Genomic DNA, 25,094 nt, shown 5'->3' on the forward strand with positions numbered 1-25,094 from the left:
GAGGAGGTGGCGTGATGCGCGGACATTGTTTGTGTGGCAAGGTTGCGTATAAAGTTAATCCTCCGGTCTTGTCCTGTGTCTCCTGTCATTGCGACAGTTGCCGCCGCCAGTGTGCCGCTCCGATGACGACCTATTTCGGGGTGCGCGACGGCCAGTGGCGCTGGACCGGAGAAGAACCGAAGCGCTTCAACTCTTCGCCTGGGGTCGAGCGGAGCTTCTGTCCACATTGTGGAACTCCGATCTCGTTTCGGTCGACCAAGATGTCGGACGTTCTTCACCTTTACGTAGCGACTCTAGAGTGCCCCGAAGTCTTGCAGCCAACACTTCATGTCTCACATGAAGAGAAGTTGGAGTGGCTGAAACTGAGCGATGATTTGCCCACCTGCATCGGCCCGGACTACACCAAGGTCCAACCACTTCCGAACGCTTGAGAACAGAGCTTTTCTCGGCCTTGGGAAACCGCTAGCGTCGCGGCCATGACTCAGGATCGTCCCGTATTCGGCATCGTACTGATGCTTGGTTTCTGTGTGCTCGCCCCGATGGGGGATGCGCTGGCAAAGCTGTTGGGGGAAACAACCCCACTGGCGCTGTTGGTCTTCGTGCGTTTTGCCATTCAGGCGGCGATCCTTGTGCCCTTGGTCGCGATGACCGGCAGGCCATGGCGCATGCGAGGCCGTATTCTGCGACTGACCGTGATCCGCACACTTTTGCACATCGCGGGCATCACCGCGATGTTCTCGGCGTTGCAATTCCTACCCCTGGCTGATGCGGTCGCCATCGCCTTCGTGATGCCCTTCATCATGCTGCTGCTCGGGAAATACATACTGAACGAAGAGGTCGGGCATCGCCGCCTTGCGGCCTGTATCGTCGGGTTCGCCGGAACGCTTCTGGTCATTCAACCCAGCTTTGCCGAAGTTGGTCTACCCGCGCTTTTGCCGCTGATCGTTGCAGTTGTTTTTGCCTTGTTCATGCTGGTAACGCGCCAGATCGCCAAAGAGACCGACCCGATGTCGCTGCAGGCCGTCTCGGGCGTGTTTGCCACAATCCTGCTGCTGCCCCTTCTGATCTGGGGAACGCAGTTTGATATCTGGGAGCTGTCATTCGCCCTCCCCTCGGGCAACGAACACTGGCTGCTTCTGTCGATCGGAGTGCTTGGGACCGTCGCCCATCTGTTTATGACATGGTCGCTGCGCTATGCGCCTTCGGCCACGCTGGCACCGATGCAGTATCTTGAAATCCCCGTCGCCACCCTGATCGGCTGGCTGATCTTTCACGACCTGCCGAACGGTCTGGCCGCGCTTGGCATCCTGATCACGATCGCCGCCGGGCTCTATGTCATTCTGCGTGAGAGGGCCACGGCGCGCTCTGCCCCGACAGAAACGCCTGCATGACCTGATCCAGAGCGCTACGCGGCACCATCACCAGCATGCCCGGGCCGTCCATCTGAAGCTCAATCTTTGAAATGACACGGTTCGAGGTGCCCACCTGCCCGCTCGGATCGAATTGAAGCCCCTCGATCGGCCACTCCAACCCGCGGCTGCGCCCGGTGACGTGTTTCAGCGGAAAGAGAGAGACGACCTCACCCGGCGTCAGATCCAGCGCGATGTTGGGCGGTGCGTGGAATAAGACCTCATTCGAGCCGATCAGAACGCAGGCCTTGTCCGGATATCGGACAAGAGTGTTCAAGACCGCCAATTGATGGTCCAGCCGCCCGCCAAGGAAACCGGCCCCCAACACCAAAGGGGCCTGCACGTTCCGCAGCGCCTTGTCGAAATCCGTGCTGTCCTGTTCCGCAATCGGAAAAAGGCGATCCTGGGGAATACGAGCTCTGATTTCAGGGGACAACGAATCGAAATCACCAATCACGGCATCCGGAATGCGCCCCGAATCGACCAGAACCGAGGCTCCACCGTCGGCCGCGACCGCAAAACTGACGCGATTCAGCATCAAATTCAGGTCTTCAGGGCCGATCTGCCCCCCTCCAAACAACCCGATTGGGCCATTTGAACGTACAATTGCCCCATTTTTTCTAAGATTGATCATTTTTCCCGGATTTGGACACATTGAGACCACAAAATGATAGGTTCATGCAGTTAGTTCCGAGTCGATCGGGTTGCCCCTGTCCGGGCGGATCGGCTCAGTTAGTTTGTAAAGGACGCATGTCTGATGGTACAGAACAACAAGGTATTGACCGTTTCCTATGGGACTTTCTCGTGCACTTTGGAAGGGTTCGACGACTCTTTCGAGACTATGAAAGCCATAGCCGAATACTTCCGCGATCTTGCGGCAGAAGACAGATACTTTGGTTCTGAACCCCCGCAACCTGACGCCGAAATGCTGACACGGATTGCACAGCGCGACAACGCGCAACAAGTCGAAGCGCGCCCGAGCGATACCGGCCTGCTTCTGCGCGCGACGGAAACACCCCCCCGTACTAAAACGCCCCCCGCCCCTGAAGCGACCCTGCCACAGGATAACGCCATGCCCCAATCCCCCGATCTGAATGTTGTCCAGCCGACCCCCTCTGCGACACCTGAAACAGACAGTGCCGCGTCGTTCTTTTCCAAGACTGCGCCGGTCGATGCCGACGCGGACCCGGCGCCCGATAGCCTGGCTGCCAAGCTGCAACGCATCCGCGCGGTTGTTTCCCATTCGGATGTGGACACGGACAACTATGCCGAGGAAGAGGTCGCCCCCCTAACGGCCGACACCCCGGCGCCGATGGACGCTGTCTCAGCCGCCTTTGCAGCAGGTTCGCTGAGCCCCGACGATCTGACCGCTCAGGCCCCGGCCCCTACCGAGGCACCTGCCGTCGAAGCCGTTGAAGAGGCACACGCGCCGGAACTGCCGGATGCGCCAGCCATGGAATCGGCGCCGCTTGATTTGCAAGATGAGACCCCAATGCAGATCGAGTTTAAAGACGCAGAGGAAGAAGAGGCCCAAGAGGTGATCTTCGACGAAGACGTTGAGACGGAAACCGATGACAGCGATGCGGTTGAGAATATCCTTAGCCCGGCAGACAAAGCAGAAGACGACCAGAAAGGTGTTCTGACCGCTGAGGATGAAGAAAGCCTGTTCCTCGAGATTGACGAGATCGAAGAGGAAATGGATGCTCAAGCGACCGTGGCGTCCTCGGATCTGGATCAGGATGTCTCGCGCCTGATGGCAAAAGCAGATGAGCAAATGGACGACCCGGCCGCTAGCGGCACGCGTGAGGCCTATTCCCATCTGCGTACGGCCGTTGCTGCAACCTCGGCGGAAGATGTGGCCCAGCAGGCCGCGACTGATGAAGAGTATCGTGGCGATTTGGCCTCGGTCGTCAGCCCTCGCCGCCCAGACGATGTTCAGGTCACCAGCAAACGCCCTGATACAGACACGGCTGCCCCTCTGAAACTGGTCGCCGAGCAGCGTATTGATGCCCCCAACGCGGATACAGGCCCGGTGACCCCCCGCCGTGTCACCTCGGATCAGTCCGAGGACGCGTCAGAAGAAAGCGGGTTTGCACAATTTGCACAGGATCAGGGCGCGCAGTCTCTGTCCGACCTTCTCGAAGCGGCTGCGGCGTACTTGTCCTTCATCGAAGGGCAGGAACAATTCTCGCGCCCGCAATTGATGAACAAGGTCCGCTCGCTGAAACAGGATGAGTTCAATCGCGAAGAAAGCCTGAAGTCCTTCGGGCAGCTTCTGCGCGACGGCAAAATCGAAAAAGCTGGCGGAGGGCGCTTTGCGGCCTCAAGTGACATCGGTTTTCGCCCGGAAGGTGAGCGCGCCGTAGGCTGATATCCTTCATTTCGCTATCGAGAGTGGGTCGGAGATTTCTTCGACCCATTTTCTTTTTGCACTTACCCTACGGAATCTCGATGCGGACATGATGTCGCTATGCTGCACTGCAGAAAAATGATATCGTCTGAGTAAAGGTAACAGATCTTTCAGTTCGTGTTCAAATCAAGGCTCCGCCATGTATGAACTACCTATTCGACGCCTCAGAGCATTCGACAAACCCAAAATAGAAAGCCATTTCAAGAGTCTCGATGCAGAAGCACTGACATCTCGATTTGGCGTACCGGTCAGCCCGGCCTTTGTTGAGAATTATCTCTCAGGCATATTCAAAAATTCTGCGCTGGTATTTGGCGCATTCCCCGATTCCTGCCTGCGTGGTGTCGGAGAGTTGCGGGCTGTTCCTGACAGCCACAACCATGTGGCTGAACTGGCCTTTACCGTTGAAACAGTCTGGCAGGACCTAGGGATCGGCGATGCACTGCTGTCGCGGATAGTCACTGCAGCCCGCAATCGTGGATTTCGCGAAGTCCACATGTTGTGCCTTGCCACCAATCAAAAAATGCGCCGTCTGGCTGCAAAACACGAGGCCGAGCTGAAACTGACGACAGGACAGATCGAGGCGACCCTGACAGCGCCCTGGCCCACCCCCTTCAGTGTCGCCGAAGAAATCTCGGGCGAGTATCATGCCATGGCCCGAGCGATCCTAAGTTGGTCGGGAAACGATCGGCGAACCGGCTAGGGTCAGACATAGACGCGCAGCGCCTTTGACGACCAAATGCGTTCTTAGAACCGGACCATCCAAAGCTGAAACTTCGGACTTGCCCTCATCTCACTATCTCGGTGGTGCGCAGGGAAATGACGCAAGCCTGTGACCCAAGCAGAGATACTGATCAGTCTGGCTTTTGGTCCGGGTCTTCTTTCCCAACACCCTTGAACACGAACTTGAAGGGCAAAGCCCACAGAATGCCCAGCGCCACGTAAACCAACAGCTCAAGCCAGATCGGAGGACGATCCAGCCAGTTCACCACCGTGACTACGGCGACAATATAGACAGGCAGGCCGATCACCAGAATGAACAGAGACCAACGCCTGCGCGCCTTGTAGCTGAGGCCGGGTGTCTTGTCGTCCGACATCAGTCTGCAAACGGGTCGGTCACCAGAATGGTGTCGTCCCGCTCCGGGCTGGTAGACAGCAGCGCCACAGGGCATTCGATTAACTCTTCGACCCGGCGCACGTATTTGATCGCGTTTGCGGGCAGATCCGCCCAGCTGCGCGCGCCTTCGGTGGATTCGCTCCAACCGGGCATCTCTTCGTAGATGGGCGTGCAGCGCGCCTGCTGATCGGCGGCGGTCGGAAGATAATCCAGACGCTCGCCATCCAACTCGTAGCCGGTGCAGATCTTCAGCGTTTCGAACCCGTCCAACACATCCAGCTTGGTCAGAGAGATCCCATTCACCCCGCTCGTCGCGCAGGTCTGGCGCACCAGACAGGCATCAAACCAGCCGCAGCGACGCTGACGGCCTGTGGTCGTGCCGAACTCATGCCCACGCTCGCCCAGTCGCTGACCATCGGCGTCCTCAAGCTCGGTCGGGAACGGCCCCTCACCCACGCGGGTTGTGTAGGCTTTGACGATTCCCAGCACGAAGTCGATCGAGCCCGGCCCGATCCCCACGCCCGTCGCCGCTTGACCAGCGATCACGTTCGAGGACGTCACGAAAGGATAGGTGCCAAAGTCGATATCCAGCAGCGCACCCTGCGCGCCTTCGAACAAAATACGTTTGCCCGCCTTGCGCTTTTCGTTGAGAACCTTCCAGACCGGAGCCGCAAAAGGCAGAATTTCCGCTGCAATTTCTTTCAGTTGCGCCAAGAGAGCATCCCGGTCGACAGGTTCAATCCCCAAACCCTTGCGCAATGGGTCGTGGTGCTGCAGCGCACGATCAACACGAGCTTCCAAGGTCGCCTCATCGGCAAGATCGGCAACACGCACCGAACGGCGTCCGACCTTGTCTTCATAAGCCGGGCCAATCCCGCGCCCCGTTGTGCCTATCTTGGTTCCCTTGCTCGCGGCTTCCTCGCGCGCGCGGTCCAGTTCACCATGGATCGGCAGAATCAGAGGGGTGTTCTCGGCAATCATCAGCGTCTCAGGCGTGATCTCAACGCCCTGAGCGCGCACAGTCGCGATTTCTTTGACCAGATGCCATGGGTCCAGAACCACGCCATTGCCGATCACGCTGAGCTTACCGCCGCGTACTACGCCCGAGGGCAACGCATGCAGTTTGTAAACCTCGCCATCAATAACCAGAGTGTGGCCGGCATTGTGCCCGCCCTGAAAACGCGCGATCACGTCTGCCCGCTCGCTGAGCCAGTCGACGATCTTGCCTTTTCCTTCGTCACCCCATTGGGCGCCGACAACAACCACGTTGGCCATATCCGGTCCTTTTCGCGAAAAGATATCAAACTCGGCTGATATAACGAGGCTCAGACGGTAGGGAAACCGATATTTCGCCGCATCTGCAAATCGCGCTGCGCGCAATGCCTCCGGCGGGGATATTTTAAGCCAGATGAAGAACGGATCCCCTGCTTCAGCTGGCCGAAAATATCCCGGGGGAGTCGCCAAAGGCGGCGGGGGCAGCGCCCCCAACTCGTTTTACGGCAAACGGACCGGTTTACCATGAGGCGTGGTCAGATAAGCCTCTTCCCAAGCGCGATGCAGCAAGGTGACCTCATCCGAGCGGGCATCTCCTTGTTCAGCCAACAAGGTCTCAAGGGTTTCTAGCCATGCGTGGAAGTAGTCATCCCCGCCATCCAGCTCTTTGTTCAAACCGTTCCGTTTCAACGTGTTCGAAAACCGGTCTGCCCAGTCGGGCCAGTCAAAACGTCCCGCTTCGTTCAGCGCGACGGTGACCGCAAAGACCTGCGCATGCCAGGGTTCTGAGAACACAGGCTCTGGCGCGGAGGCTGTGATGCAGTTGCTCATGTAGGCTCCAGATAGGATTGCCACAGATCAAGCACCACCTCATCGTTGGCGTGTTCCGGATCGGCCCACAGCTCGGACGCCAGGAAAGATACGGCATAGAGAGGTTCTGGGGCCTCTCCCAGCCCGTGGGCATTGGAATCGGGTAGAACATGCGTTCCGTGCAGGCGTACGATCCGGCCTTGGGCCCCAGCGGCGTAGGTCGGCAAACGTGTATGCCCACCATCAACCAAACGGTTCGCGGAGGGACGCACTGTTTGCACCATCTGTCCGACCTCGAACTGCGCCGCGATGTTCGAATTGCGATCAGCAGGGCCGCCTTTGGCCAATGCAGCTGCGACGGCTTGGGCTTTCAGCGTGCGGTCCGCCAATGGATGATCACCAGCCGTGGTTTCTCTGCGCAAATCGTCGAGGGTCAGCACCCCTTTGGCGACCAACAGATCGGCCAGCCCAGAGATCCATTTCTCATAGTAGGAAAACCGGGTGTAGTCCTTCGGCGACAGCTGCTCACGCGCGTGGCGCGATGTGTCAATGTTCCATTGCCCCAAAAAGCCCGAGGCCAGCGTTACGGCCAAGGCCCGCGCGTGCCAGTCTTCGGCAAAGATGGGAGCGTCTTCAGCTTCCGGGTTGATCGGGCCGTCTCCAAACCGCCCTCCCATATCGTGAACGCGCGTCATGATGCCTCCTTGGGCAGGCCCGCGCCGATCATGCTGTCGCGCGTGACCAAAGCCGCGAGTTCCTCTTCGCCCAACCCTTCAGCCCCCTCGGGACGCATGGGCAACACAAGATAGCGAATCTCGGCCGTGGAGTCCCAGACGCGTACCGCTGTGTCCTCGGCGAGCGTCACACCAAACTCAGCCAGAACCTTGCGCGGTTCGCGCACGGCGCGGGCGCGGTAGGCGTCGGATTTATACCAGCCGGGCGGGATACCAAGCAGCGGCCACGGATAGCAACTGCACAGCGTACAAACGACCATGTTGTGCTGCTCCGGTGTGTTTTCGACCACCACCATATGTTCGCCTTGACGACCATAGTAACCAAGCTCGGCGACAACCGGCGTTGCATCTTCAAGCAATGCGGCTTTGAACGCAGGATCGCTCCAGGCCCTGGCGACAACGCGCGCGCCGTTTTGCGGGCCAATCTTGTTCTGGTAGGTGTCGATGATTTCATCCAGCGCCGCCGGGTCGATCAACCCCTTCCGGGTCAGAATCGTTTCGAGCGCTTTGACGCGCAGCGCGGGTTCGGGGGGCAGCAAGGCGTGCGGGTGGTCAGAATGATCATGAGGCATGGCCGCAGGGTGCGCCAAGCCTGACCGATCTGTCCAGTCCCTTTGGCGTGATGTGCAACATCATCACCTGTGATGCCAACTCGTGACTTGCCCCCAGAACCAAACTTGCATAAGTACCACGCGATACACGCCACGCTGTACAGGACCACCATGGAAAACGTCGTTCTCATCATCCATCTTCTTCTGGCTTTGGGCCTGATCGCCGTCGTTCTGATGCAGCGGTCCGAGGGTGGCGGTCTTGGCATGGGTGGCGGTGGCGGCGGCGCCATGACAGGCCGCGCAGCTGCAACGGCCCTGGGCAAAGTGACCTGGATCCTGGCTGCCTGCTTTATCGTCACCTCGATCACCTTGACGATTCTGGCAGCGCAGAAGTCCTCGGGCAGCTCGGTCATCGACCGTTTGGGCGTTCCGGCTCCGGCCGCAACTGAAGAAAGCGCGCCTGCGGTTCCGTCCGCAGATGACCTGCTACCTCCGGCGCAGGGCGACAATGCCCCGCTGATCCCGCAGGCCGACTAAGCCACAAAACCTAGAAACCTGAAAGAGAACTGCAACAGCATCTTGCGGTTCTCTTGCGCTATTGGCGCGAATCCTTTATACGTGAAGTCCCGTGATGCAGCGGTTTTTCGGAACCGTCGGGCAGCTGATTTTGACGTCTCACGGGAGCAGCCGAAAAAACATGGCGCGTTTTATTTTCATCACTGGTGGTGTGGTTTCGTCCTTGGGTAAAGGACTGGCTTCGGCGGCTCTGGGATCGCTGTTGCAGGCGCGGGGATACTCGGTGCGTCTGCGCAAGCTGGACCCCTATCTGAACGTCGACCCCGGCACCATGTCGCCTTTCGAGCATGGCGAGGTTTTCGTCACCGATGATGGCGCTGAAACTGATCTGGACCTTGGTCACTATGAACGCTTCACCGGCGTGGCCGCACGCAAGACCGACTCGGTTAGCTCGGGGCGTATTTATTCCAACGTGCTGGAGAAAGAGCGCCGCGGAGATTACCTCGGCAAGACCATTCAGGTGATCCCGCACGTCACCAATGAGATTAAGGATTTCATCGCGATCGGTGAGGATGAGGTCGATTTCATGCTGTGTGAGATCGGCGGCACCGTGGGCGATATCGAAGGCCTGCCCTTCTTTGAAGCCATCCGTCAGTTCAGCCAGGACAAGCCGCGCGGTCAGTGTATCTTTATGCACCTGACGCTACTGCCTTACATCAAAGCCTCGGGCGAGCTGAAAACCAAGCCGACCCAACACTCGGTGAAAGAGCTGCGCTCGATCGGCCTTGCCCCCGATATTCTGGTTTGCCGGTCCGAAGGGCCGATCCCCACGAAAGAACGTGAAAAGCTGGCCCTGTTCTGCAATGTACGCCCCGATAGCGTGATCGCAGCGCAGGACCTGTCCACCATCTACGACGCGCCTCTGGCCTATCATAAGGAAGGTTTGGATCAGGCGGTTCTGGACGCGTTCCAGATCAGCCCTGCCCCCAAGCCCGATCTGGCGAAATGGGAAGACGTCAGCGACCGTATCCACAACGCCGAAGGCGAGGTGAAGGTCGCGATTGTGGGTAAATACACCCAGCTGGAAGACGCCTACAAGTCGATTGCCGAGGCGCTGACCCATGGCGGCATGGCGAACCGCGTCAGGGTCAAGATTGAATGGGTCGATGCCGAGGTGTTCGACCACGAAGATGCCGCCCCTTATCTGGAAGGCTACCACGCCATCCTCGTTCCCGGTGGCTTTGGCGAACGTGGCACCGAGGGCAAGATCAAAGCCGCGCAATATGCGCGTGAGCACAAGGTGCCCTATCTGGGCATCTGCCTGGGCATGCAGATGGCCGTGATTGAAGCCGCGCGCAATGCGGCTGGTATCGCCGAGGCGGGCTCGGAAGAGTTCGACCACGAGGCTGGTAAGAAACGGTTTGAACCGGTGGTCTATCACCTCAAGGAATGGGTTCAGGGCAATCACAAGGTCGAACGCAAAGTGGGCGACGACAAGGGCGGCACCATGCGCCTTGGGGCCTATAACGCGGTTCTGGCCGAAGGCTCGAAAGTTGCGAATGTCTACGGCGGCACTCAGATCGAGGAACGCCACCGTCACCGCTATGAGGTCGACATCAAATATCGTGAACAGCTTGAAAAAGCGGGCCTGAACTTCTCGGGCATGTCCCCTGATGGCCGCCTGCCTGAGATTGTCGAATGGTCGGATCACCCGTGGTTCATCGGCGTTCAGTATCACCCCGAGCTGAAATCCAAGCCGTTTGACCCGCATCCCCTATTCCGCGACTTCGTGCGCGCGGCCAAGGACAGCTCTCGACTGGTCTGATGCGGTCGCTGCAACGTGATGTACCGACACAATTAAGCGCTTAGGATTCTGGCGTCCTGGGATTAACTGTTGAACGAGTTTCGACAGGAGATACCCATGACGACCCAAGCCCAACGTGCTGAAACCTTCACGCGCCTGCATGTCAAAGGCGACCCGGTCATCCTGTTCAACATCTGGGACGCTGGCAGCGCCGCTGCCGTGCGCGATGCAGGCGCGCAGGCGATCGCGACGGGTAGCGCTCCGGTAGCGATGGCGCAAGGCTTTGCGGACGGGCAGCACATCCCGCTGGAAGCCGCGCTGGACAACGCAAAGCGCATCGTCAGCGCTGTTGATCTACCCGTCACCCTGGACTTTGAAGGGGCTTATGCCGTCTATCCTGCAGGCATCGCCGACAATACGGCACGGGCGTTGGATTGCGGTGTTGTTGGCTTCAACTTCGAAGATCAGATCGTCGGCGCAGACGGCCTTCACAGCATCCCTGATCAAGCCGCGCGAATCGAAGCGATGCGCAAGGCCTGCGACGCGGCCGGTATTCCCGCCTATATCAACGCCCGCACGGACATCTTCCTGAAAGCACCGGCCGACACGCATGATTCTACGATGCTTGAAGATGCCATAGCCCGCGCTTCGGCCTTCCAATCCGCAGGAGCCAGCGGGTTCTTTGCCCCGGGCCTGAAAGATGAGGCCATGATCCGACGGCTCTGTGAGGCCACCGAGTTACCGGTCAACATCATCGCTCTGCCAGGCACGCCGGATTCAGCGGCTCTCGCCAAGCTCGGCGTGGCGCGTATCAGCTACGGCCCGGTGCCCTATCGCCAGATGATTGCGTGGCTAACTGAACAGGCGCGTCAGGCCATCGACTACGCCGGATAGGCGCAGCTTGCAATTTTTACGCAAACTTCGCACCTTGCCCTAAACCGATACGGGAGATTTGCATGAGCAAAGGCTACTGGGTGGCCCATGTCGATGTCGAAGATATGGAGACATACAAGAACTACATCGCAGCGAATGCTGAACCTTTCTCCGCCTACGGCGCCCGCTTTCTGGTGCGCGGTGGCTCGCGCGAAGTCAGAGAAGGCGCTGCGCGGGCAAGAACGGTTGTGATCGAGTTTCCCAGCTACAAACAGGCCCTCGCCTGTTACGAAAGCGAAGGCTACCAAAAGGCCAAAGCGCTGCGCGATCCTGTCTCGCTCGGCGATCTTGTGATCATTGAGGGCTATGACGGGTAGTCTCAACTTGGCGCGCCACAAAATATGGATTAGATTGGCCTCATGTTGAAAAAATTCTTCCAAGCGTTTCGACCGCCACAGACAGAACACCTGCCCGACCCCGACGCCGAACTGGCGCTGGGTGCATTGATGGTGCGTGTTGCGCAAGCGGACCGGGACTACAAACTGGAAGAGATCAGCCTGATTGATCGCATTCTGGCCCGCCTCTATCAGCACAACGCGATCGAGGCCGCCAAGGTTCGTGCCACCTGCGAGAAACTACATGCGGCAGCGCCGGACACCGACACGTTTGGCAAGCTGATCCGCGAAACCACCGACCTGAACGAACGCCTCGCCGCGCTGGACGCGCTGTGGGAGGTTGTGTTGGCCGATGGTGACACGGATGAGGGTGAGATCAAGATCGTTGAAGAGGCCCGCATGGCGATGGGACTCAGCTTCAACGACAGCAAATCCGCCCGTGAACGGGTGCAAAGCCGCTTGGAAGCTCTTTAACCTAGCTCTATATCTGTTTCATGTTTCGTGATTTTCTGTCCCGGCTGACACAGCCTGACCCCGACCCTCTGGCCGAAGATGACGCCCGACTGGCGCTGACGGCACTTTTGGTGCGCATCGCCCGGTCCGACAATGACTACGCCGACTCGGAAATGGCCCGAATCGACAAGGTCTCGGTCGAACGCTATGGGCTGTCACCCTTTGAGGCCGCAGGCCTGCGCGCCCGCGCCGAAGACCTTGAGGCCGAGGCCCCCGACACCGTCCGCTTCACCCGCGCCATCAAAGAGGCCGTCGCCTACGAGGATCGCCTGGCCGTTGTGCAGGCCATGTGGTCGGTCGCCCTCGCAGATGGGCAAAGGACCGGCGAGGAAGATTCGCTGCTGCGCCTTGTCGTCAGCCTACTGGGTGTCAGCGATGTGGATTCGGCCCTCGCCCGACAGAAGGCAGCCAAAGCGTGACAGCGATGCTGGGCATGTATGACATGCCCGCGTTGCGCGCCTCCAACGATCGCTTCTGGGATCTGATCAGGACGCATTTGGGGTTCGGTCCCGCCAGTCTGGAGCGGTCGCGCGATTTCTGGAAAACCTGGCGCGATCCCGATCTAATATTTGCCCAAACCTGCGGTATGCCCTACAGAACGCAGCTTCATGAAGTTGTGCAACTGATCGGCGCGCCGGACTATGGTCTGCCCGGCTGTCCAGAGGGTTACTACAGATCTGTCTTTGTCGCCCGCGCCGATGATCCGCGCAGTCTGGCGGAGCTGACGGACGGGGTCTTTGCCTATAACGAAGCGCTGTCTCAATCCGGCTGGTCCGCTCCGATCACGCATTTGTCCCAGATGGGGCTTGCACCGAAGCACCTGCAGCAGACCGGAGCGCATGCCAATTCGGCCCAATCCGTGGCCGAAGGCATGAGCGATTTCGCCGCGCTCGACGCGCTGACCTGGGAGCTTCTTAAGAAGCATACCGATCTGGGAGACGCATTGCGCGACGTTGCCGAAACGGAACCGACCCCCGGGCTGCCCTATATCACGTCGAAATCGCAGGATGCGCCTCGGATCGCCCGTGCGGTTCAAGCTGCTATTGATGATCTGACGGATGAGGATCGAGGCAATCTGCGCATCCGTGGGTTGATCAATATTCCCGCAAGCGCGTACCTCGCTATTCCAACTGCGCCTTCGCCCAAAGCACAGTTGCGCAGCAGCTAACCAATTTGATCACGACCTTTGGTCATTTTGATTGATTCCCCGCTCGAATCTGTGTTTTGCGCATTGCATTGCGCCGGATTTTCCGCCCTATTACCGCACCAACACCACTCATGACTGGAGCTTCCGTGACAGACGCCTCTGCCGTAATCGAGATCAAGGACCTTCACAAAAGCTTCGGTAATCTCGAGGTGCTCAAGGGCGTGGATATCACCGCGAAACGCGGCGATGTGGTCTCGCTCATCGGGTCCTCCGGCTCGGGGAAATCCACCTTGCTTCGGTGCTGCAACCTTCTGGAAGACAGCCAGCAGGGGGAAATCACGTTCAAGGGCGAACCCGTCAAATGGAGCGGCTCGGGCAGCGCCCGCCGACCTGCCGATCCCAAACAGGTTCTGCGCATTCGTACCAATCTGTCCATGGTGTTCCAGCAATTCAATTTGTGGGCACATATGACCATTTTGCAAAATGTCATGGAGGCCCCGGTGACCGTTTTGGGCCGTGACAAGGCCGAAGTGGAAGACAGCGCGCGAAAATATCTGGAAAAAGTTGGCATCGGCGACAAATGCGATGTCTACCCTGCGCAACTGTCAGGTGGTCAGCAACAGCGCGCGGCCATCGCGCGCGGCTTGTGCATGGAACCCGAAGCGCTGCTGTTCGACGAACCCACCTCGGCACTCGACCCCGAGCTGGAGCAGGAAGTGATCAAGGTGATCAAGGATCTCGCCGCCGAAGGCCGGACGATGATCATCGTGACCCATGACATGAAGATGGCCGCCGATATCTCAAGCCACGTGGTGTTCCTGCATCAAGGCCGGATCGAAGAGGAAGGCAGCGCCGAAGATATCTTTACCGAACCTGAATCCGAACGGCTTCGGGGCTTTCTTTCCGCCACTCAGGCGGCATAAGTTTCAAAAACAGAACCAAACTGGGGAGTAACCAATGAAAAACCTGATTCTGTCCACCGCAGCACTGGCGCTGACCGCCGGTATCGCAATGGCCGACACCGTCCGCATGGGCACTGAGGGCGCCTACCCTCCGTACAACTTCATCAATGATGCCGGCGAAATCGACGGGTTTGAGCGTGAAGTGGGCGACGAGCTGTGCAAGCGCGCAAACCTGGAATGCGAGTGGGTCAAGAACGACTGGGACTCGATCATTCCGAACCTGGTCTCGGGTAACTACGACACCATCATCGCAGGCATGTCGATCACCGACGAGCGTGATGAAGTTATCGATTTCACTCAAAACTACTTCCCTCCTGCGGCGTCGGCCTATGTTGGCGCATCGGACGGAGTTGACGTAGGCGGCGGCATCGTTGCGGCACAGACTGCAACCATTCAAGCTGGTCACGTAGCTGAATCCGGCGCGACTCTGGTCGAGTTCGCGACCCCCGAAGAAACCATCGCAGCCGTGCGTAACGGCGAAGCAGACGCCGTGTTTGCCGACAAGGACTTCCTTGTGCCAATCGTCGAAGAATCGGGCGGTGAGCTGGTATTCGTAGGGGATGACGTCCCGCTGGGCGGCGGTATCGGCCTGGGCATCCGTGAATCCGACGGCGAACTGCGCGGCAAGTTCGACGAAGCCATCACTTCGATGAAAGCGGATGGTTCGCTGAACGAACTGATCGTCAAATGGTTCGGCGAAGGCGTTCCGACCTACAACGCTGACGGCTCTGTCGTTTCCAACTGATCTGCACTAAAAGGTTCGGCGTCTTGATTGCGCCGAACCTACCCCGGCCTCGCGCCGGAATTGACGTTCGAAAGACGCCACATGTTTTCCTATTGCGCTGATCCCGACATGCTGGGCACGTTCCGCTGGTTTTCGTGCTATTTAACCAACGGCGTGCATTGGTCGTTCTACCTGTCCTTCCTCAAGGTGCTTGGCTTGCTTGCCGTGACCGCTCCGGTCGCGCTGAGTTTTGGCTTTGCGGGCGCGATGGCAGCCAGGTCACATGTCGCGCCGCTCAGCTGGCTGGGCAAAGGGTACATCGCCATCGTGCGCGGCGTCCCGGACATCGCGTTTTTCCTGTTTTTTGTCATCGCCCTTGACCAGGCCTTTGAGTGGACGCGCCACCAGGTCATGTGTCCCGAATGGACAGATCCGGTCCGTCAAGGCAATGACTTCATCGTCTGTCAGGCTGCCAAACTGCCCTTGGGCAGCGCCCCGGAATGGGTCCATGAGACCTATGGGTTCTTTCTGGCCGTTGTCACCTTTTCCATCGTCTTTGGCGCGTTCGCGGCCAACGTGCTGTTTGGCGGTATGCGCGCCGTGCCGCATGCTCAGCTTGAAACGGCCGAGGCCTATGGCATGACCCGCCGCCAAACGTTCTGGCGCATTCTTGTACCGCAGATGTGGGTCTACGCCCTGCCCGGCCTGTCCAACCTGTGGATGGTGCTGATAAAGGCCACCCCGCTTCTGTTCCTGCTGGGCATCGAAGACATCGTCTACTGGGCGCGTGAATTGGGCGGCACCAAGACGTCACGCTTCACTGATTACCCCCATGGCGACTGGCGCATGTGGTATTTCCTGTTCCTGCTGATCTTCTACCTCGGCATGACCCGCGTATCGGAAATTGTGCTTGAAAAGCTGATGCGCCGCCTGTCCCACGGTCAGGCCACATCCGGCGGAGAGCTGCTGCGCAAGGAGACGACGGCATGAGCTGCATCCAGACGATCCAGGACTACGCCCTGCGCTCTGTCGGGCTTGGCGAACGCCTGCTACCCAAATCAGACTTTACCCTGTGCGAACAGTTCACGCTGATCGGCTCGGGCATGATCTGGAATGTCTATTTCGGCATCATGGCCCTTGCGACTGGCTTCTTCCTGGCCACCGCGCTGGCTGTCGGCAAGGCCTCTCCGAACAGATGGCTGCGCAAACCCTCGGAATGGTTCATCTTTCTGTTCCGAGGTTCTCCGCTGTTCATCCAGTTCTTCTTTGCCTATTTCTTCTTCCTGTCCCTAAAGAAGCCCTATCCGATGTTCGACGCCCTGACGTCGGCCTGGTTGGGGGCATTGATCGTGTTGTTCCTCAACACAGCCGCGTACACGGGAGAGATCTTCTATGGCGCCCTTCGCTCGATCCCCAAGGGTGATATCGAGGCCGCAGATGCCTATGGCATGACCGGCTGGGCCCGCTTCCGCAGGATCGTCTGGCCGACCATGCTGCGACTGGCATGGCCCGCCTACACCAACGAGGCGATCTTTCTGTTTCACGCGACAACGCTGGTCTTTTTCTCGGCCTTCCCGGCCTGGCAGCAGCGCGGAGACGCACTGTATTACGCCAGCTATTTCGCGGACAAGACCTTCAACCCGTTCATCCCCTATCCGATTCTGGCCTTCTATTTCATCCTGCTGACGCTGGTCATCATCTGGGGCTTTGGACTGGTCAACAAGCGACTGAACCGGCACCTACCCGCTGCTCGGAAAAGCAAGATGAAGTTGCGGCTGAACCTGGCGCGCTGATCTCCAGCGCGCCTGAGCATCAAAACCAAACGCACTACGCCGCGCTTACAGCGCGGTTTTTCTGTTCGAAACTTAGTTAGATTGAGGTGAAATGGTACCGCCTCCCTGGCTTGAACAGGGGACCTCTGGATCCACAATCCAGCGCTCTAACCAACTGAGCTAAGGCGGCACTTGTGAGGGGCGATGTACCGAACACGCCACGGGAATGCAAGAGGATTAAAGCCGAATTTTCCAGCTTTGTTCGACAAGATCGACACCAAAAGAATGCACTGGCTTGCTGTCCACCAGCTGCCATCCGGTGGACTGGTACAAGGCGCAGGCGGCCTTGTGGCTTTCATGCGTCCATAGCTGCATTTGCTGGTACCCAGCCGTCTTGGCAAAGCCCATGCAGGTGCCAAGAAGCCGCTTTCCCAGCCCCAGACCGCGTGCCTCGGGTACCAGAAGAAACAGGCGCAGTTTTGCGGTCTGCGCGTCCAGTTTGACGCAAAAGATACTCCCCAGTCTTTGGCCTTCTGCCTCGGCGATCCAGCCCTTCTCACACGCTGGGTCATGATCGGCGATAAATCCATCCAGAATACGCGCGACCAGCGGGGCGAAGCTGTCATCAAACCCCTCATCGCGGGCATAGAGGGTTCCGTGACGCTCAACCAGCCAAGGCGCATCTTGGGGCTGAAAGGGTCTGATGCTCACATTCTCCATACCATATCAGAGCGCAAAGGCGGCTTGATTCTCAACCCCGTGCGCGCTAGCAGGAACGCTCAGTCCCCGGAGGCGAGTATGGGTATCAACACCGAACGCGACATTCAGGCCAACCTTCAGATCGGCCCTACCGATCAGGGTATGGTGCGTCTGTTTATCGAGGCCGACGGCCTTGAGATTCCGATGGATTTCGATCCCGAGGAAGCCGAAGAGATCGCAGACGAGCTGCGTGCCGCCGCACAAGCTGCCCTGGCCGTCAAAGGCTGATCTGCGTCACAGCCGCGGGTCGCGCAACCCCTGCAATCGACGTGCAGCATCTGTGGCGAATTTCTGGATCATCTTTTTACGCCGGGCCGGAGGCAGCTTGTCCTCGGGTGCCATGCGAATGATCTCAGCATCGTAGGCGTCTGCGATAATCAGACCGGTTTCCTGAGGCAAGAGGTCCGTTGGGAACTCGGTATCGACAGCCCAAAAGAATCGATCGCACCACTCCAGATAGCCTTGCCACTTCGAATCTGACTGATAGTCGGCACGGCTGGATTTGCACTCGATCACCCAAAGCTCGCCCTTTGGACCTAGCCCCATCACATCAACGCGTAGCCCTCGCGCCGGCACAAATTCTTCAACGGAAACAAAACCGTGGGCGGTTAGATGGCGCGCGACGCCGCGCGCAAGTTTCTGTCCAGGCTGTAAATCCAGTGTCATGCTGAGAATGTGAACAATTAGTGAACAAAAGTAAAGCCTTCGCTCAACACTTGACATGATACCATATGGTATCTCATTAATATGATACCAAATGGTATCTTTACCGGGGAGACGAATGCAGACCCTAACCCAAAACGCGTTCCGTGCGCTGGCAGACCCAACCCGTCGGGACATCATCAAATTACTTGCCTCTCAAGACATGACGATTGGGCAGCTGACGAACCGGTTCGACATGACGAGGGCTGCCGTCAAAAAGCACCTGACGGTCTTGTCTGATGGTGGGCTGATTACGGTGGAAGCCCGCGGCAGAGAGCGCATCAACCGAATTGAACCTCAGGGCATGGCCCCGATCTTGGATTGGCTCAGCTACTTTGACCAGTTCTGGGATGAACGCCTCAACTCCCTTAAGGAAGCTATTGAAAGGAAAAAAGAATGACGAATGCCGTATTGCAAAAAACGATCTTTCTACGGGCCGATCCAGATACCGTCTGGGCCTATCTAACTGAGCCCGAACGGCTGGCAGAGTGGTTTCACAAGCCGGAGCGCACGTTGACCAAGGGAAGCAAACTGCAAATGTTCGGGACCAACAGCGGCGACCTGCTGATCTGGGGCGAGGTACGGGAAGCACGTGCCCCTGAATATCTTGAGTACACATTCACTGTGAAGCCGATGGGAGACGCGGTCAGTCTAGTCAAATGGACGCTGACCCCTGTGGCAGGCGGTACGAAGCTTAGCCTTCAACATGAAGGCCTGCCTCAGGGCGCGGATGCGTTCGGCCTGATCCTTGCGCTCGACAATGGCTGGGATGAGCATTTCGGCAAGATGCGCACAGCGCTGCACGAAACTGTTGATGCCTGACCCCTTGTGTAAACCCGCCGGACGCCCTACGTAGGCGCTTGGCGGGTTCTGCCCTTCTTGTGACTGGTAGCATTCTGGTGGCCTTAAGCAATTCCGAGGGGGCTGGCTCTGTTCAGGTCCTGGCCTGATTACCTGGCGCCCACCTGTACATACAGGTCCTCGGGAATCACACCGCACGGTTGACTGGTGGTCCCGCCACATTTTCCATGAAATTCAGCGCTCTGCGCGCGCTTCCTGCTTGGCCAATGCCGGCTTGAAGCTGTCCACCACAGGCGAGCCGCGACGTGGGCCGCCGGTTTTTTCTGCCATGCTCATGATCTTGTAGCCGAACTGCACACCGGCAAACACGATCCCGTTCATGAACCAGATCATCGCAAGGGCGACCAAACCGATCTCCGAACTGGTGATCAAATGCCGAAGGTTTGCCACGTTAAATGCCAGAAGCACCCCGACAAACACGGCCGAGATAACGAAACCCCAGGCGACTTGCGTGATATACAGGCGGATCAGTTTGGGCATGGCGAACCTCATTGCGCTATGACATTCAGGTTAGCGCATGTTTGATTCGAGTAAAGGCGTCAGAATGCCTCGGGCTGGGCCTCGCGGGCCATGTGATCCAGCACGGCGTTGACGAATTTCGGCTCTTTACCTTCAGGGAAGAAGGCACGCGCGACGTCGACGAACTCGGTGATGACCACTTTGGGCGGCGTGTCGCTTTGCGTCAGCTCGGCCCCGGCGGCACGGAACAGCGCCCGCAGGGTTGGGTCGATACGTGAGATTGGCCATTTGGCGACCAGAGCACGGTCGGTCATCTGGTCGATCGGCGCCTGATAGTTCACCGCATTGTCGACCAGCGACCGGAAGACGCTGATGTCGCCGTCCAGCATTTCTTCGCCCTCGTAGACGGCACCGAACCGGTGATCCAGAAACTCATTCACGACCGCTTCGGTCGTCTGCCCCGATTGCTCCATTTGGAACAGTGCCTGCACGGCATAAAGCCGAGCGGCGGATTTCATCAGGCGTTTCTGGTTGGCCGGTTTCGGCGCGTCTGTCTGGGTCATGCTGTCGTGGATCCGTTGCTGTCGCCCGCCACAAGGATGGACTCGGACGGCGGCTTGAAACCCACGCCCTTTTTGGAAGAGCCCCACTTACGGCTGAGTGCGATCAGATGCAAGGCCGCAGCGGCTGCTCCGCCACCTTTATTCATCTTTTCAGGATTTGCGCGGACTTCGGCCTGATCGTCATTCTCGACGGTCAGGATGCCGTTGCCGATGCAAAGACCTTGCAGACCCATCAGCTGGATCGCACGGCTGGAGTCGTTGCAGACGGTTTCATAGTGCGTGGTCTCGCCGCGAATGACACAGCCCAGCGCGACATAGCCGTCGAAGTCACACTGACGGTCGGCCATGGCGATGGCGGTCGGAATCTCAAGCGCCCCGGGAACTTCGACAATCTCATAGGTGCCGCCCGTCGCTTCGATCTCGGCCTTCGCGCCTGCGATCAGATTGTCGGCAATCGCGCGGTAGAAAGGGGCCGCGACGATCAGCAGCTTCACCGGCTTGTCGAAGCTGGGTGTCGGCAGAATGCCATGTTTGTCTTGCTCAGCCATGATCAGTCTTCCTTCAGGATCGGACGGGTGCCAACGATGGACAGCCCAAAGGCGTCCAGCCCCAGATATACGGTTTCGGGCGAGTCGGTCAGCAGGACCAGCTCTTGAATGCCCAGTTTGGAAAGAATCTGAGACCCCAGACCGGTTTGCTTGATCGTCCGCGGGCCTTCATCTTCAGCCGCGTAGAGCGAGTTGCGCGGCTGGCGGAACAGACAGACGACCCCCCGACCCTCTTCCGCGATCTTCTCCATCGCGCGCGGCAATTCACGAGAAGATTTCGGACCGAGGCCCAAGATATCCGGCGCTTCGTGCAGCGCGTGGGTGCGGGTCAGGACAGGCTTGGGCGTCGTGATGTCGCCTTTGATCATGACGACGTGTTCGATGCCGTGAAGCTGATCGGTGAACAGACGCATTTCCCATTCGCCGCCATATTCCGACAAGACCATCTCGCGCGAGGTTTCGACCACGAGGTTATCGTTGCGCGAGCGGTAGGTGATCAGGTCGCTGATCGTACCGATCTTCATGTCATGGGCTTTGGCGAACTCGACGAGATCGGGCAGGCGCGCCATGGTGCCGTCGGGCTTCATGATCTCACAGATCACGCCTGAGGGGTTCAGCCCGGCCAGACGCGAGATATCCACCGCAGCCTCGGTGTGGCCTGCACGGACCAGCACCCCACCCCGCTTGGCGCGCAAGGGGAAGATGTGACCCGGTGTTGCGATATGAGCCATCGTGTTCTGTTCATTGATCGCCGTTGCCACGGTCAGCGCGCGATCAGCGGCGGAAATACCGGTCGACACGCCCTCACGCGCTTCGATGGAAACCGTAAACGCCGTCTCATGACGGGACGAGTTGTTCACCGCCATCATCGGAAGCGCCAGCGCCTCGACCCGTTCAGCTGTCATTGGCAGGCAGATCAAACCGCGCCCATGGGTTGCCATGAAGTTGATTGCCTCGGCATCGGCAAATTCTGCGGCAATGACCAGATCGCCTTCGTTTTCGCGATCTTCGTGATCAACGAGGATATACATCCGGCCTGCTCGGGCCTCTTCGATGATGTCCTCGATCGGGCTGATCGCATCGCGCAGCTGGGCCTCGACCGGGCCGGGGGTTTCAAAGCTCATGGGGCAGCCTTTCACAAGAGCATTTCTGCAAGGCGGGATAGACCACCCCGCATCCAAAAGCCAGAGCACAAACGGCCTGAGCGGGCTCAGACGCGACGTATTCTAACGCTCAGACGGTCTCGGCCAGACGGGCGACGTAGCGGGCAAGAGTGTCGATTTCCAGATTCACCCGATCCCCAACGGCGACATCACCCCACGTGGTGACCTCTTTTGTGTGAGGGATGAAGTTGATGCCGAAATCGCAGCCCTCTACATCATTCACGGTCAGAGACGTCCCGTTCAACGCAACCGAGCCTTTGGGAGCAATGAAGCGCGCCAAATCCTTGGGCGCGCGCAAGGTCACGCGGGTGCTGTCGCCTTCGTCGCGCACATCGACAACTTCGGCGACGCCATCCACATGTCCCGATACGATGTGACCGCCCAGTTCGTCACCAACTTTCAACGCCCGCTCAAGGTTGACACGCTTGCCCAACGCCCAGCTGTTCAGGTTGGTTTTCGAGACGGTCTCGGCGCTGATCTGAACGTCATACCAATCATCGCCCAGCGCAATCACGGTCAGACAGACACCATCGCTTGCTATCGAGGCGCCAATATCAATCGAGGCCGTGTCATAGCCCGTCTGGATGCGCGCACGCAGGTCGCCTTGCTGGTCCAGCTCGGTCACTGTTCCGATATCGGTCACGATTCCTGTAAACATTCCGTCAACCCTCGCGTTCTACCCTGTCTCAGACTATCAGGGCCGAGGTAAGCTGATCCGCGCCGCCCGGCAAGCCCAACCTTGCGGAGAAACCCTCAGGCGGGCATAGTTTCGACAAGAATATTGGCTAAATCGCGCAGATGCACCACCAAGAACAACACGCTGACCCTCGGGTCTTTCTGTTCCTGCAAGGCCCGCATGGCCCGTTTTTCAACGCGTTGGGCCGGATGCTGCGGGCCTCGGGGGCGCAAACATGGCGCGTTGGCTTCAACGCGGGCGATCAGGCGTTCTGGTTCGACAGGAAAAGCTACATCCCCTATCGCGACGCGCCAGAACACTGGCCCGAGGTGATGCAGGCGCTGATTGCCGAGAAACAGGTGACAGACATCGTTCTATACGGTGACACCCGCCCGATTCACGCAAACGCCGTCAGGATCGCCAAGACACGAGGCATCGCCGTGCATGTGTTCGAGGAAGGCTACCTGCGCCCATGGTGGGTCACCTATGAGCGTGGCGGCTCAAACGGCAATTCGCGGCTGATGTCTCTGGATCTGGACCAGATGGCACAGGCACTGTCGCATTCGGGCGCACATTCCCCGCCACCGCCATCCCATTGGGGAGATATGCAACAACACATCTTCTACGGCGCGCTATACCACTGGTTCGTGCTGTTTCTGAACGGGCGATATCGCAATTTCAAACCGCACCGCGCGCTGCCAGTCTCGAAAGAGTTTCGGCTGTATTTCAAGCGCCTTATGCTGATGCCTTTCCACCGACTGCAACGAAGTCTAGCCACGGCACGGGTACGTAGCGGCGCCTTTCCCTATCACCTTGTGCTTTTGCAACTGGGTCATGACAGCTCGGTCCAGTCCCATTCGGAATATTCGGGGATGTGCGCTTTTTTAGAACAAATGATGGAGGGCTTCGCCAAAGGCGCCCCCGCACATCATCATCTGGTCATTAAGGAACATCCGCTTGAGAACCACCGCGAGCCCCTACGTCGACGTGTTCGGGATTTGGCGCTCAAACTCGGGATCAAAGGCCGGGTGCATTACGTCCCCGGCGGCAAACTGGCGAAACTGCTGGACGACGCCAGCTCGGCCGTGACCATCAACTCGACCGCAGGGCAGCAAGTGCTATGGCGCGGCATCCCCTTGCGGATTTTTGGCCGTGCCGTCTATGACAAGCCGGAACTTGTGTCACAACAGGAGGTTAGCCGTTTTTTCGCCGCCCCTGAACTACCCGACATTGAGGCCTACCAGTTGTATCGACGATTTTTGTTGGAAACCAGTCAGGTTCCGGGCGGCTACTATTCACGGCGCGGACGTCGGCAATTGCTGCGCCGTACTGTCGACATGATGCTGAGGGCTGATGATCCCTATCAGGCCCTGCTGTCCGTCGACGCGACCCCAGAGCCACAGTTGAAAATCGTTGAGTAGACCCGGCCATCCTTCTCTGGAAGTTGTAGCGATAAAAGAGTAGTTTGCCGAAAAACAAGTAGAACTGAGGTTATCGGCAGTGCATCGCTTTCCAATCCGTTGGGTACGGGGGGTCGCCCTTGTGACCTCGCTCGTCGTGCTGAGTGCGTGCCAGTTGCCCAAGGCGGGCCCGAACAAGAACGAGATTCTGGCCGGCTCCGTCAATAATGGCGGCAACGCGTTTGTGGTGGAAGTCGATGATCGCGTTTCACGGGCCACGTCATCCGTGCCTCAGTTTGGGTTCTCTTCGTCCTTTACGTCAGCCCCATCGCTGACCGCAGATACTGTGCGCCCAGGTGACGTTTTGGGCCTGACGATCTGGGAGAACGTCGATGACGGTCTGCTGGCTGGCGAAGTCGGTTCCTCGACCGCGCTGGAACAGGTTCAGGTCGATAGTGAAGGCTTCATTTTCGTCCCCTATGCGGGCCGTTTGCGTGCCGCCGGCAACACTCCGGAAGAGTTGCGCGGGTTGATCACGGATGAGTTGGAAGAGCAAACTCCTGACCCTCAGGTCGAAGTACGCCGCCTTGCCGGAGACGGGTCGACCGTTTCGCTGACTGGCACCATCGGCGCTCCTGGTATTTATCCAATCGAAAGACCAACCCGCACTCTGCTTGGCATGCTGTCTCAGGCTGGAGGGGTTTCAGTGGCCTCCGATATCGCGCTGGTCACCCTGATCCGAGGCGATCAACGTGGGACAGTCTGGTACGAAGACCTATTCCGAAATCCCAAGCTGGATGTTGCGCTGCGCGGCGGTGACCGCATTCTGGTCGAGGAAGACAGCCGCTCCTATATCGCGCTTGGCGCAACCGGTGGGCAATCGCGCGTCGCCTTCGACAGTCAGGACCTGTCCGCGCTTGAGGCTCTGGCTCAGGTTGGCGGCTTGGTATCCGTCTCATCTGATCCAACCGGTATCTTCGTCCTACGCCGCGAACGTCAGGACATCGCCCGCCAAGTGATGGGCCGTTCCGATCTGCAGGGCGATCAGCGCATGATCTATCTGCTGAACCTGACCGCGCCCAATGGCCTGTTCATTGCGCGTGATTTCGTAATCCGCGACGACGATACAATCTACGTGACTGAAGCACCGTACGCGCAGTGGACAAAGTCGATCTCTCTGATCGCCGGGGGCCTGACGCCGGTCGCGAATGTCGCCACCCTGACCGGCAACTAAAC

Annotated in this window: 33 protein-coding genes and 1 tRNA gene; 20 read left to right on the forward strand and 14 right to left on the reverse strand. The window is 58.6% G+C overall.

Annotated features, from left to right (window positions below):
- Positions 1 to 14 precede the first annotated feature (14 nt).
- Positions 15 to 431, forward strand: coding sequence for a GFA family protein (locus ACR0IP_RS06810; RefSeq protein ID WP_480524585.1), 417 nt, complete (start codon positions 15 to 17; stop codon positions 429 to 431).
- Positions 432 to 476: 45 nt separating this feature from the next.
- Positions 477 to 1,391: a DMT family transporter gene (locus tag ACR0IP_RS06815; RefSeq protein ID WP_170376317.1), complete on the forward strand. Its 915-nt coding sequence runs from the start codon at positions 477 to 479 to the stop codon at positions 1,389 to 1,391.
- Here the strand turns inward: ACR0IP_RS06815 and ACR0IP_RS06820 are convergent.
- On the reverse strand, positions 1,336 to 1,947 hold the full coding sequence (locus ACR0IP_RS06820) for a thiamine diphosphokinase (protein ID WP_480524587.1): 612 nt from the start codon (positions 1,945 to 1,947) through the stop codon (positions 1,336 to 1,338). The genes ACR0IP_RS06815 and ACR0IP_RS06820 overlap by 56 nt on opposite strands.
- Positions 1,948 to 2,166: 219 nt before the next feature.
- Here ACR0IP_RS06820 and ACR0IP_RS06825 point away from each other — a divergent pair, with 219 nt between their 5' ends.
- Positions 2,167 to 3,780, forward strand: coding sequence for a hypothetical protein (locus tag ACR0IP_RS06825; RefSeq protein WP_480524589.1), 1,614 nt, complete (start codon positions 2,167 to 2,169; stop codon positions 3,778 to 3,780).
- Positions 3,781 to 3,958: 178 nt separating this feature from the next.
- Entirely contained in the window at positions 3,959 to 4,519 is a 561-nt protein-coding gene (locus tag ACR0IP_RS06830) for a GNAT family N-acetyltransferase (RefSeq protein WP_170765697.1), read from the forward strand.
- Between the two features lie 151 nt (positions 4,520 to 4,670).
- Here the strand turns inward: ACR0IP_RS06830 and ACR0IP_RS06835 are convergent, their stop codons facing one another.
- The 5 genes from ACR0IP_RS06835 to nthA form a co-directional block, all read right to left on the reverse strand.
- Positions 4,671 to 4,913: a DUF2842 domain-containing protein gene (locus ACR0IP_RS06835; protein ID WP_170642268.1), complete on the reverse strand. Its 243-nt coding sequence runs from the start codon at positions 4,911 to 4,913 to the stop codon at positions 4,671 to 4,673.
- A complete protein-coding gene (locus tag ACR0IP_RS06840; protein ID WP_170487726.1) occupies positions 4,913 to 6,208 on the reverse strand; it encodes an adenylosuccinate synthase in 1,296 nt (431 codons plus the stop codon). The genes ACR0IP_RS06835 and ACR0IP_RS06840 overlap by 1 nt, the downstream gene beginning before the upstream one ends.
- Positions 6,209 to 6,427: 219 nt before the next feature.
- Positions 6,428 to 6,757 (reverse strand): nitrile hydratase accessory protein, encoded by a 330-nt coding sequence (locus tag ACR0IP_RS06845; RefSeq protein ID WP_170642271.1) that lies wholly within the window; start codon positions 6,755 to 6,757, stop codon positions 6,428 to 6,430.
- Positions 6,754 to 7,431, reverse strand: a complete 678-nt coding sequence (gene nthB / locus ACR0IP_RS06850) for a nitrile hydratase subunit beta (RefSeq protein ID WP_170642273.1) — start codon at positions 7,429 to 7,431, stop codon at positions 6,754 to 6,756. The genes ACR0IP_RS06845 and nthB overlap by 4 nt, the downstream gene beginning before the upstream one ends.
- Entirely contained in the window at positions 7,428 to 8,042 is a 615-nt protein-coding gene (gene nthA / locus ACR0IP_RS06855; protein ID WP_170689869.1) for a nitrile hydratase subunit alpha, read from the reverse strand. The genes nthB and nthA overlap by 4 nt, the downstream gene beginning before the upstream one ends.
- A 150-nt stretch (positions 8,043 to 8,192) precedes the next feature.
- Between nthA and secG the strand changes: the two genes are divergently transcribed.
- From secG to ACR0IP_RS06910, 11 genes are all read left to right on the forward strand, one after another.
- Positions 8,193 to 8,558 carry a preprotein translocase subunit SecG gene (gene secG, locus ACR0IP_RS06860; protein ID WP_170376300.1) on the forward strand — a complete coding sequence of 122 codons (366 nt, stop codon included), beginning with the start codon at positions 8,193 to 8,195 and terminating at the stop codon, positions 8,556 to 8,558.
- 160 nt (positions 8,559 to 8,718) lie between these two features.
- On the forward strand, positions 8,719 to 10,362 hold the full coding sequence (locus ACR0IP_RS06865; protein WP_170376297.1) for a CTP synthase: 1,644 nt from the start codon (positions 8,719 to 8,721) through the stop codon (positions 10,360 to 10,362).
- 96 nt (positions 10,363 to 10,458) lie between these two features.
- A complete protein-coding gene (locus ACR0IP_RS06870; RefSeq protein ID WP_480524593.1) occupies positions 10,459 to 11,235 on the forward strand; it encodes an isocitrate lyase/PEP mutase family protein in 777 nt (258 codons plus the stop codon).
- Positions 11,236 to 11,297: 62 nt separating this feature from the next.
- A complete protein-coding gene (locus tag ACR0IP_RS06875; RefSeq protein ID WP_170376293.1) occupies positions 11,298 to 11,591 on the forward strand; it encodes a DUF1330 domain-containing protein in 294 nt (97 codons plus the stop codon).
- Positions 11,592 to 11,633: 42 nt separating this feature from the next.
- A complete protein-coding gene (locus ACR0IP_RS06880; RefSeq protein WP_170376291.1) occupies positions 11,634 to 12,083 on the forward strand; it encodes a tellurite resistance TerB family protein in 450 nt (149 codons plus the stop codon).
- A 20-nt stretch (positions 12,084 to 12,103) separates the two neighbouring features.
- On the forward strand, positions 12,104 to 12,541 hold the full coding sequence (locus ACR0IP_RS06885) for a tellurite resistance TerB family protein (RefSeq protein WP_170376289.1): 438 nt from the start codon (positions 12,104 to 12,106) through the stop codon (positions 12,539 to 12,541).
- A gap of 5 nt (positions 12,542 to 12,546) precedes the next feature.
- Positions 12,547 to 13,290, forward strand: a complete 744-nt coding sequence (locus ACR0IP_RS06890) for a PhnD/SsuA/transferrin family substrate-binding protein (protein WP_170376854.1) — start codon at positions 12,547 to 12,549, stop codon at positions 13,288 to 13,290.
- Positions 13,291 to 13,415: 125 nt separating this feature from the next.
- Entirely contained in the window at positions 13,416 to 14,192 is a 777-nt protein-coding gene (locus ACR0IP_RS06895; RefSeq protein ID WP_480524596.1) for an ABC transporter ATP-binding protein, read from the forward strand.
- A 34-nt stretch (positions 14,193 to 14,226) separates the two neighbouring features.
- On the forward strand, positions 14,227 to 14,976 hold the full coding sequence (locus tag ACR0IP_RS06900) for a transporter substrate-binding domain-containing protein (protein ID WP_170376286.1): 750 nt from the start codon (positions 14,227 to 14,229) through the stop codon (positions 14,974 to 14,976).
- Between the two features lie 81 nt (positions 14,977 to 15,057).
- Positions 15,058 to 15,945: an ABC transporter permease subunit gene (locus tag ACR0IP_RS06905; RefSeq protein WP_170689861.1), complete on the forward strand. Its 888-nt coding sequence runs from the start codon at positions 15,058 to 15,060 to the stop codon at positions 15,943 to 15,945.
- Positions 15,942 to 16,748 (forward strand): ABC transporter permease, encoded by an 807-nt coding sequence (locus ACR0IP_RS06910; RefSeq protein ID WP_480524599.1) that lies wholly within the window; start codon positions 15,942 to 15,944, stop codon positions 16,746 to 16,748. Before ACR0IP_RS06905 ends, ACR0IP_RS06910 begins: the two co-directional genes overlap by 4 nt.
- 92 nt (positions 16,749 to 16,840) lie before the next feature.
- On the opposite strand, the gene ACR0IP_RS06915 is transcribed toward ACR0IP_RS06910, so the two are convergent.
- Both ACR0IP_RS06915 and ACR0IP_RS06920 read right to left on the reverse strand, forming a co-directional pair.
- Positions 16,841 to 16,917: transfer RNA gene (locus ACR0IP_RS06915), tRNA-His, on the reverse strand.
- Between the two features lie 47 nt (positions 16,918 to 16,964).
- The gene (locus ACR0IP_RS06920) at positions 16,965 to 17,447 is read right to left on the reverse strand and encodes an N-acetyltransferase family protein (RefSeq protein WP_480524601.1); all 483 of its coding nucleotides are present in this window, start codon (positions 17,445 to 17,447) and stop codon (positions 16,965 to 16,967) included.
- Between the two features lie 78 nt (positions 17,448 to 17,525).
- Between ACR0IP_RS06920 and ACR0IP_RS06925 the strand changes: the two genes are divergently transcribed.
- Complete coding sequence (locus ACR0IP_RS06925; protein WP_170376278.1) at positions 17,526 to 17,714, forward strand: DUF6324 family protein; 189 nt, start codon at positions 17,526 to 17,528, stop codon at positions 17,712 to 17,714.
- A gap of 6 nt (positions 17,715 to 17,720) precedes the next feature.
- Here the strand turns inward: ACR0IP_RS06925 and ACR0IP_RS06930 are convergent, their stop codons facing one another.
- Positions 17,721 to 18,152 carry an MmcB family DNA repair protein gene (locus ACR0IP_RS06930; protein WP_170376276.1) on the reverse strand — a complete coding sequence of 144 codons (432 nt, stop codon included), beginning with the start codon at positions 18,150 to 18,152 and terminating at the stop codon, positions 17,721 to 17,723.
- 115 nt (positions 18,153 to 18,267) lie between these two features.
- On the opposite strand from ACR0IP_RS06930, the gene ACR0IP_RS06935 reads away from it, so the two are divergent.
- Positions 18,268 to 18,588 (forward strand): ArsR/SmtB family transcription factor, encoded by a 321-nt coding sequence (locus tag ACR0IP_RS06935; protein ID WP_170376274.1) that lies wholly within the window; start codon positions 18,268 to 18,270, stop codon positions 18,586 to 18,588.
- Complete coding sequence (locus ACR0IP_RS06940; protein ID WP_170376273.1) at positions 18,585 to 19,010, forward strand: SRPBCC family protein; 426 nt, start codon at positions 18,585 to 18,587, stop codon at positions 19,008 to 19,010. The genes ACR0IP_RS06935 and ACR0IP_RS06940 overlap by 4 nt, the downstream gene beginning before the upstream one ends.
- 213 nt (positions 19,011 to 19,223) lie before the next feature.
- Here the strand turns inward: ACR0IP_RS06940 and ACR0IP_RS06945 are convergent, their stop codons facing one another.
- From ACR0IP_RS06945 to ACR0IP_RS06965, 5 genes are all read right to left on the reverse strand, one after another.
- Positions 19,224 to 19,529, reverse strand: a complete 306-nt coding sequence (locus ACR0IP_RS06945) for a hypothetical protein (protein WP_480524604.1) — start codon at positions 19,527 to 19,529, stop codon at positions 19,224 to 19,226.
- A 59-nt stretch (positions 19,530 to 19,588) separates the two neighbouring features.
- Positions 19,589 to 20,071, reverse strand: coding sequence for a transcription antitermination factor NusB (gene nusB / locus ACR0IP_RS06950; protein WP_170478264.1), 483 nt, complete (start codon positions 20,069 to 20,071; stop codon positions 19,589 to 19,591).
- A complete protein-coding gene (locus ACR0IP_RS06955; protein ID WP_480524606.1) occupies positions 20,068 to 20,619 on the reverse strand; it encodes a 6,7-dimethyl-8-ribityllumazine synthase in 552 nt (183 codons plus the stop codon). The genes nusB and ACR0IP_RS06955 overlap by 4 nt, the downstream gene beginning before the upstream one ends.
- Before the next feature lie 2 nt (positions 20,620 to 20,621).
- Positions 20,622 to 21,743, reverse strand: a complete 1,122-nt coding sequence (gene ribB / locus ACR0IP_RS06960; RefSeq protein WP_480524608.1) for a 3,4-dihydroxy-2-butanone-4-phosphate synthase — start codon at positions 21,741 to 21,743, stop codon at positions 20,622 to 20,624.
- A 109-nt stretch (positions 21,744 to 21,852) separates the two neighbouring features.
- The gene (locus ACR0IP_RS06965; protein WP_480524610.1) at positions 21,853 to 22,440 is read right to left on the reverse strand and encodes a riboflavin synthase; all 588 of its coding nucleotides are present in this window, start codon (positions 22,438 to 22,440) and stop codon (positions 21,853 to 21,855) included.
- A gap of 140 nt (positions 22,441 to 22,580) precedes the next feature.
- On the opposite strand from ACR0IP_RS06965, the gene ACR0IP_RS06970 reads away from it, so the two are divergent.
- Both ACR0IP_RS06970 and ACR0IP_RS06975 read left to right on the forward strand, forming a co-directional pair.
- Positions 22,581 to 23,879 (forward strand): capsule biosynthesis protein, encoded by a 1,299-nt coding sequence (locus tag ACR0IP_RS06970; RefSeq protein ID WP_480524612.1) that lies wholly within the window; start codon positions 22,581 to 22,583, stop codon positions 23,877 to 23,879.
- A 79-nt stretch (positions 23,880 to 23,958) separates the two neighbouring features.
- Complete coding sequence (locus ACR0IP_RS06975) at positions 23,959 to 25,092, forward strand: polysaccharide biosynthesis/export family protein (protein ID WP_170470238.1); 1,134 nt, start codon at positions 23,959 to 23,961, stop codon at positions 25,090 to 25,092.
- The last annotated feature ends 2 nt before the right edge of the window (positions 25,093 to 25,094 follow it).

It is taken from the genome of Ruegeria sp. AL11 (assembly GCF_056540865.1).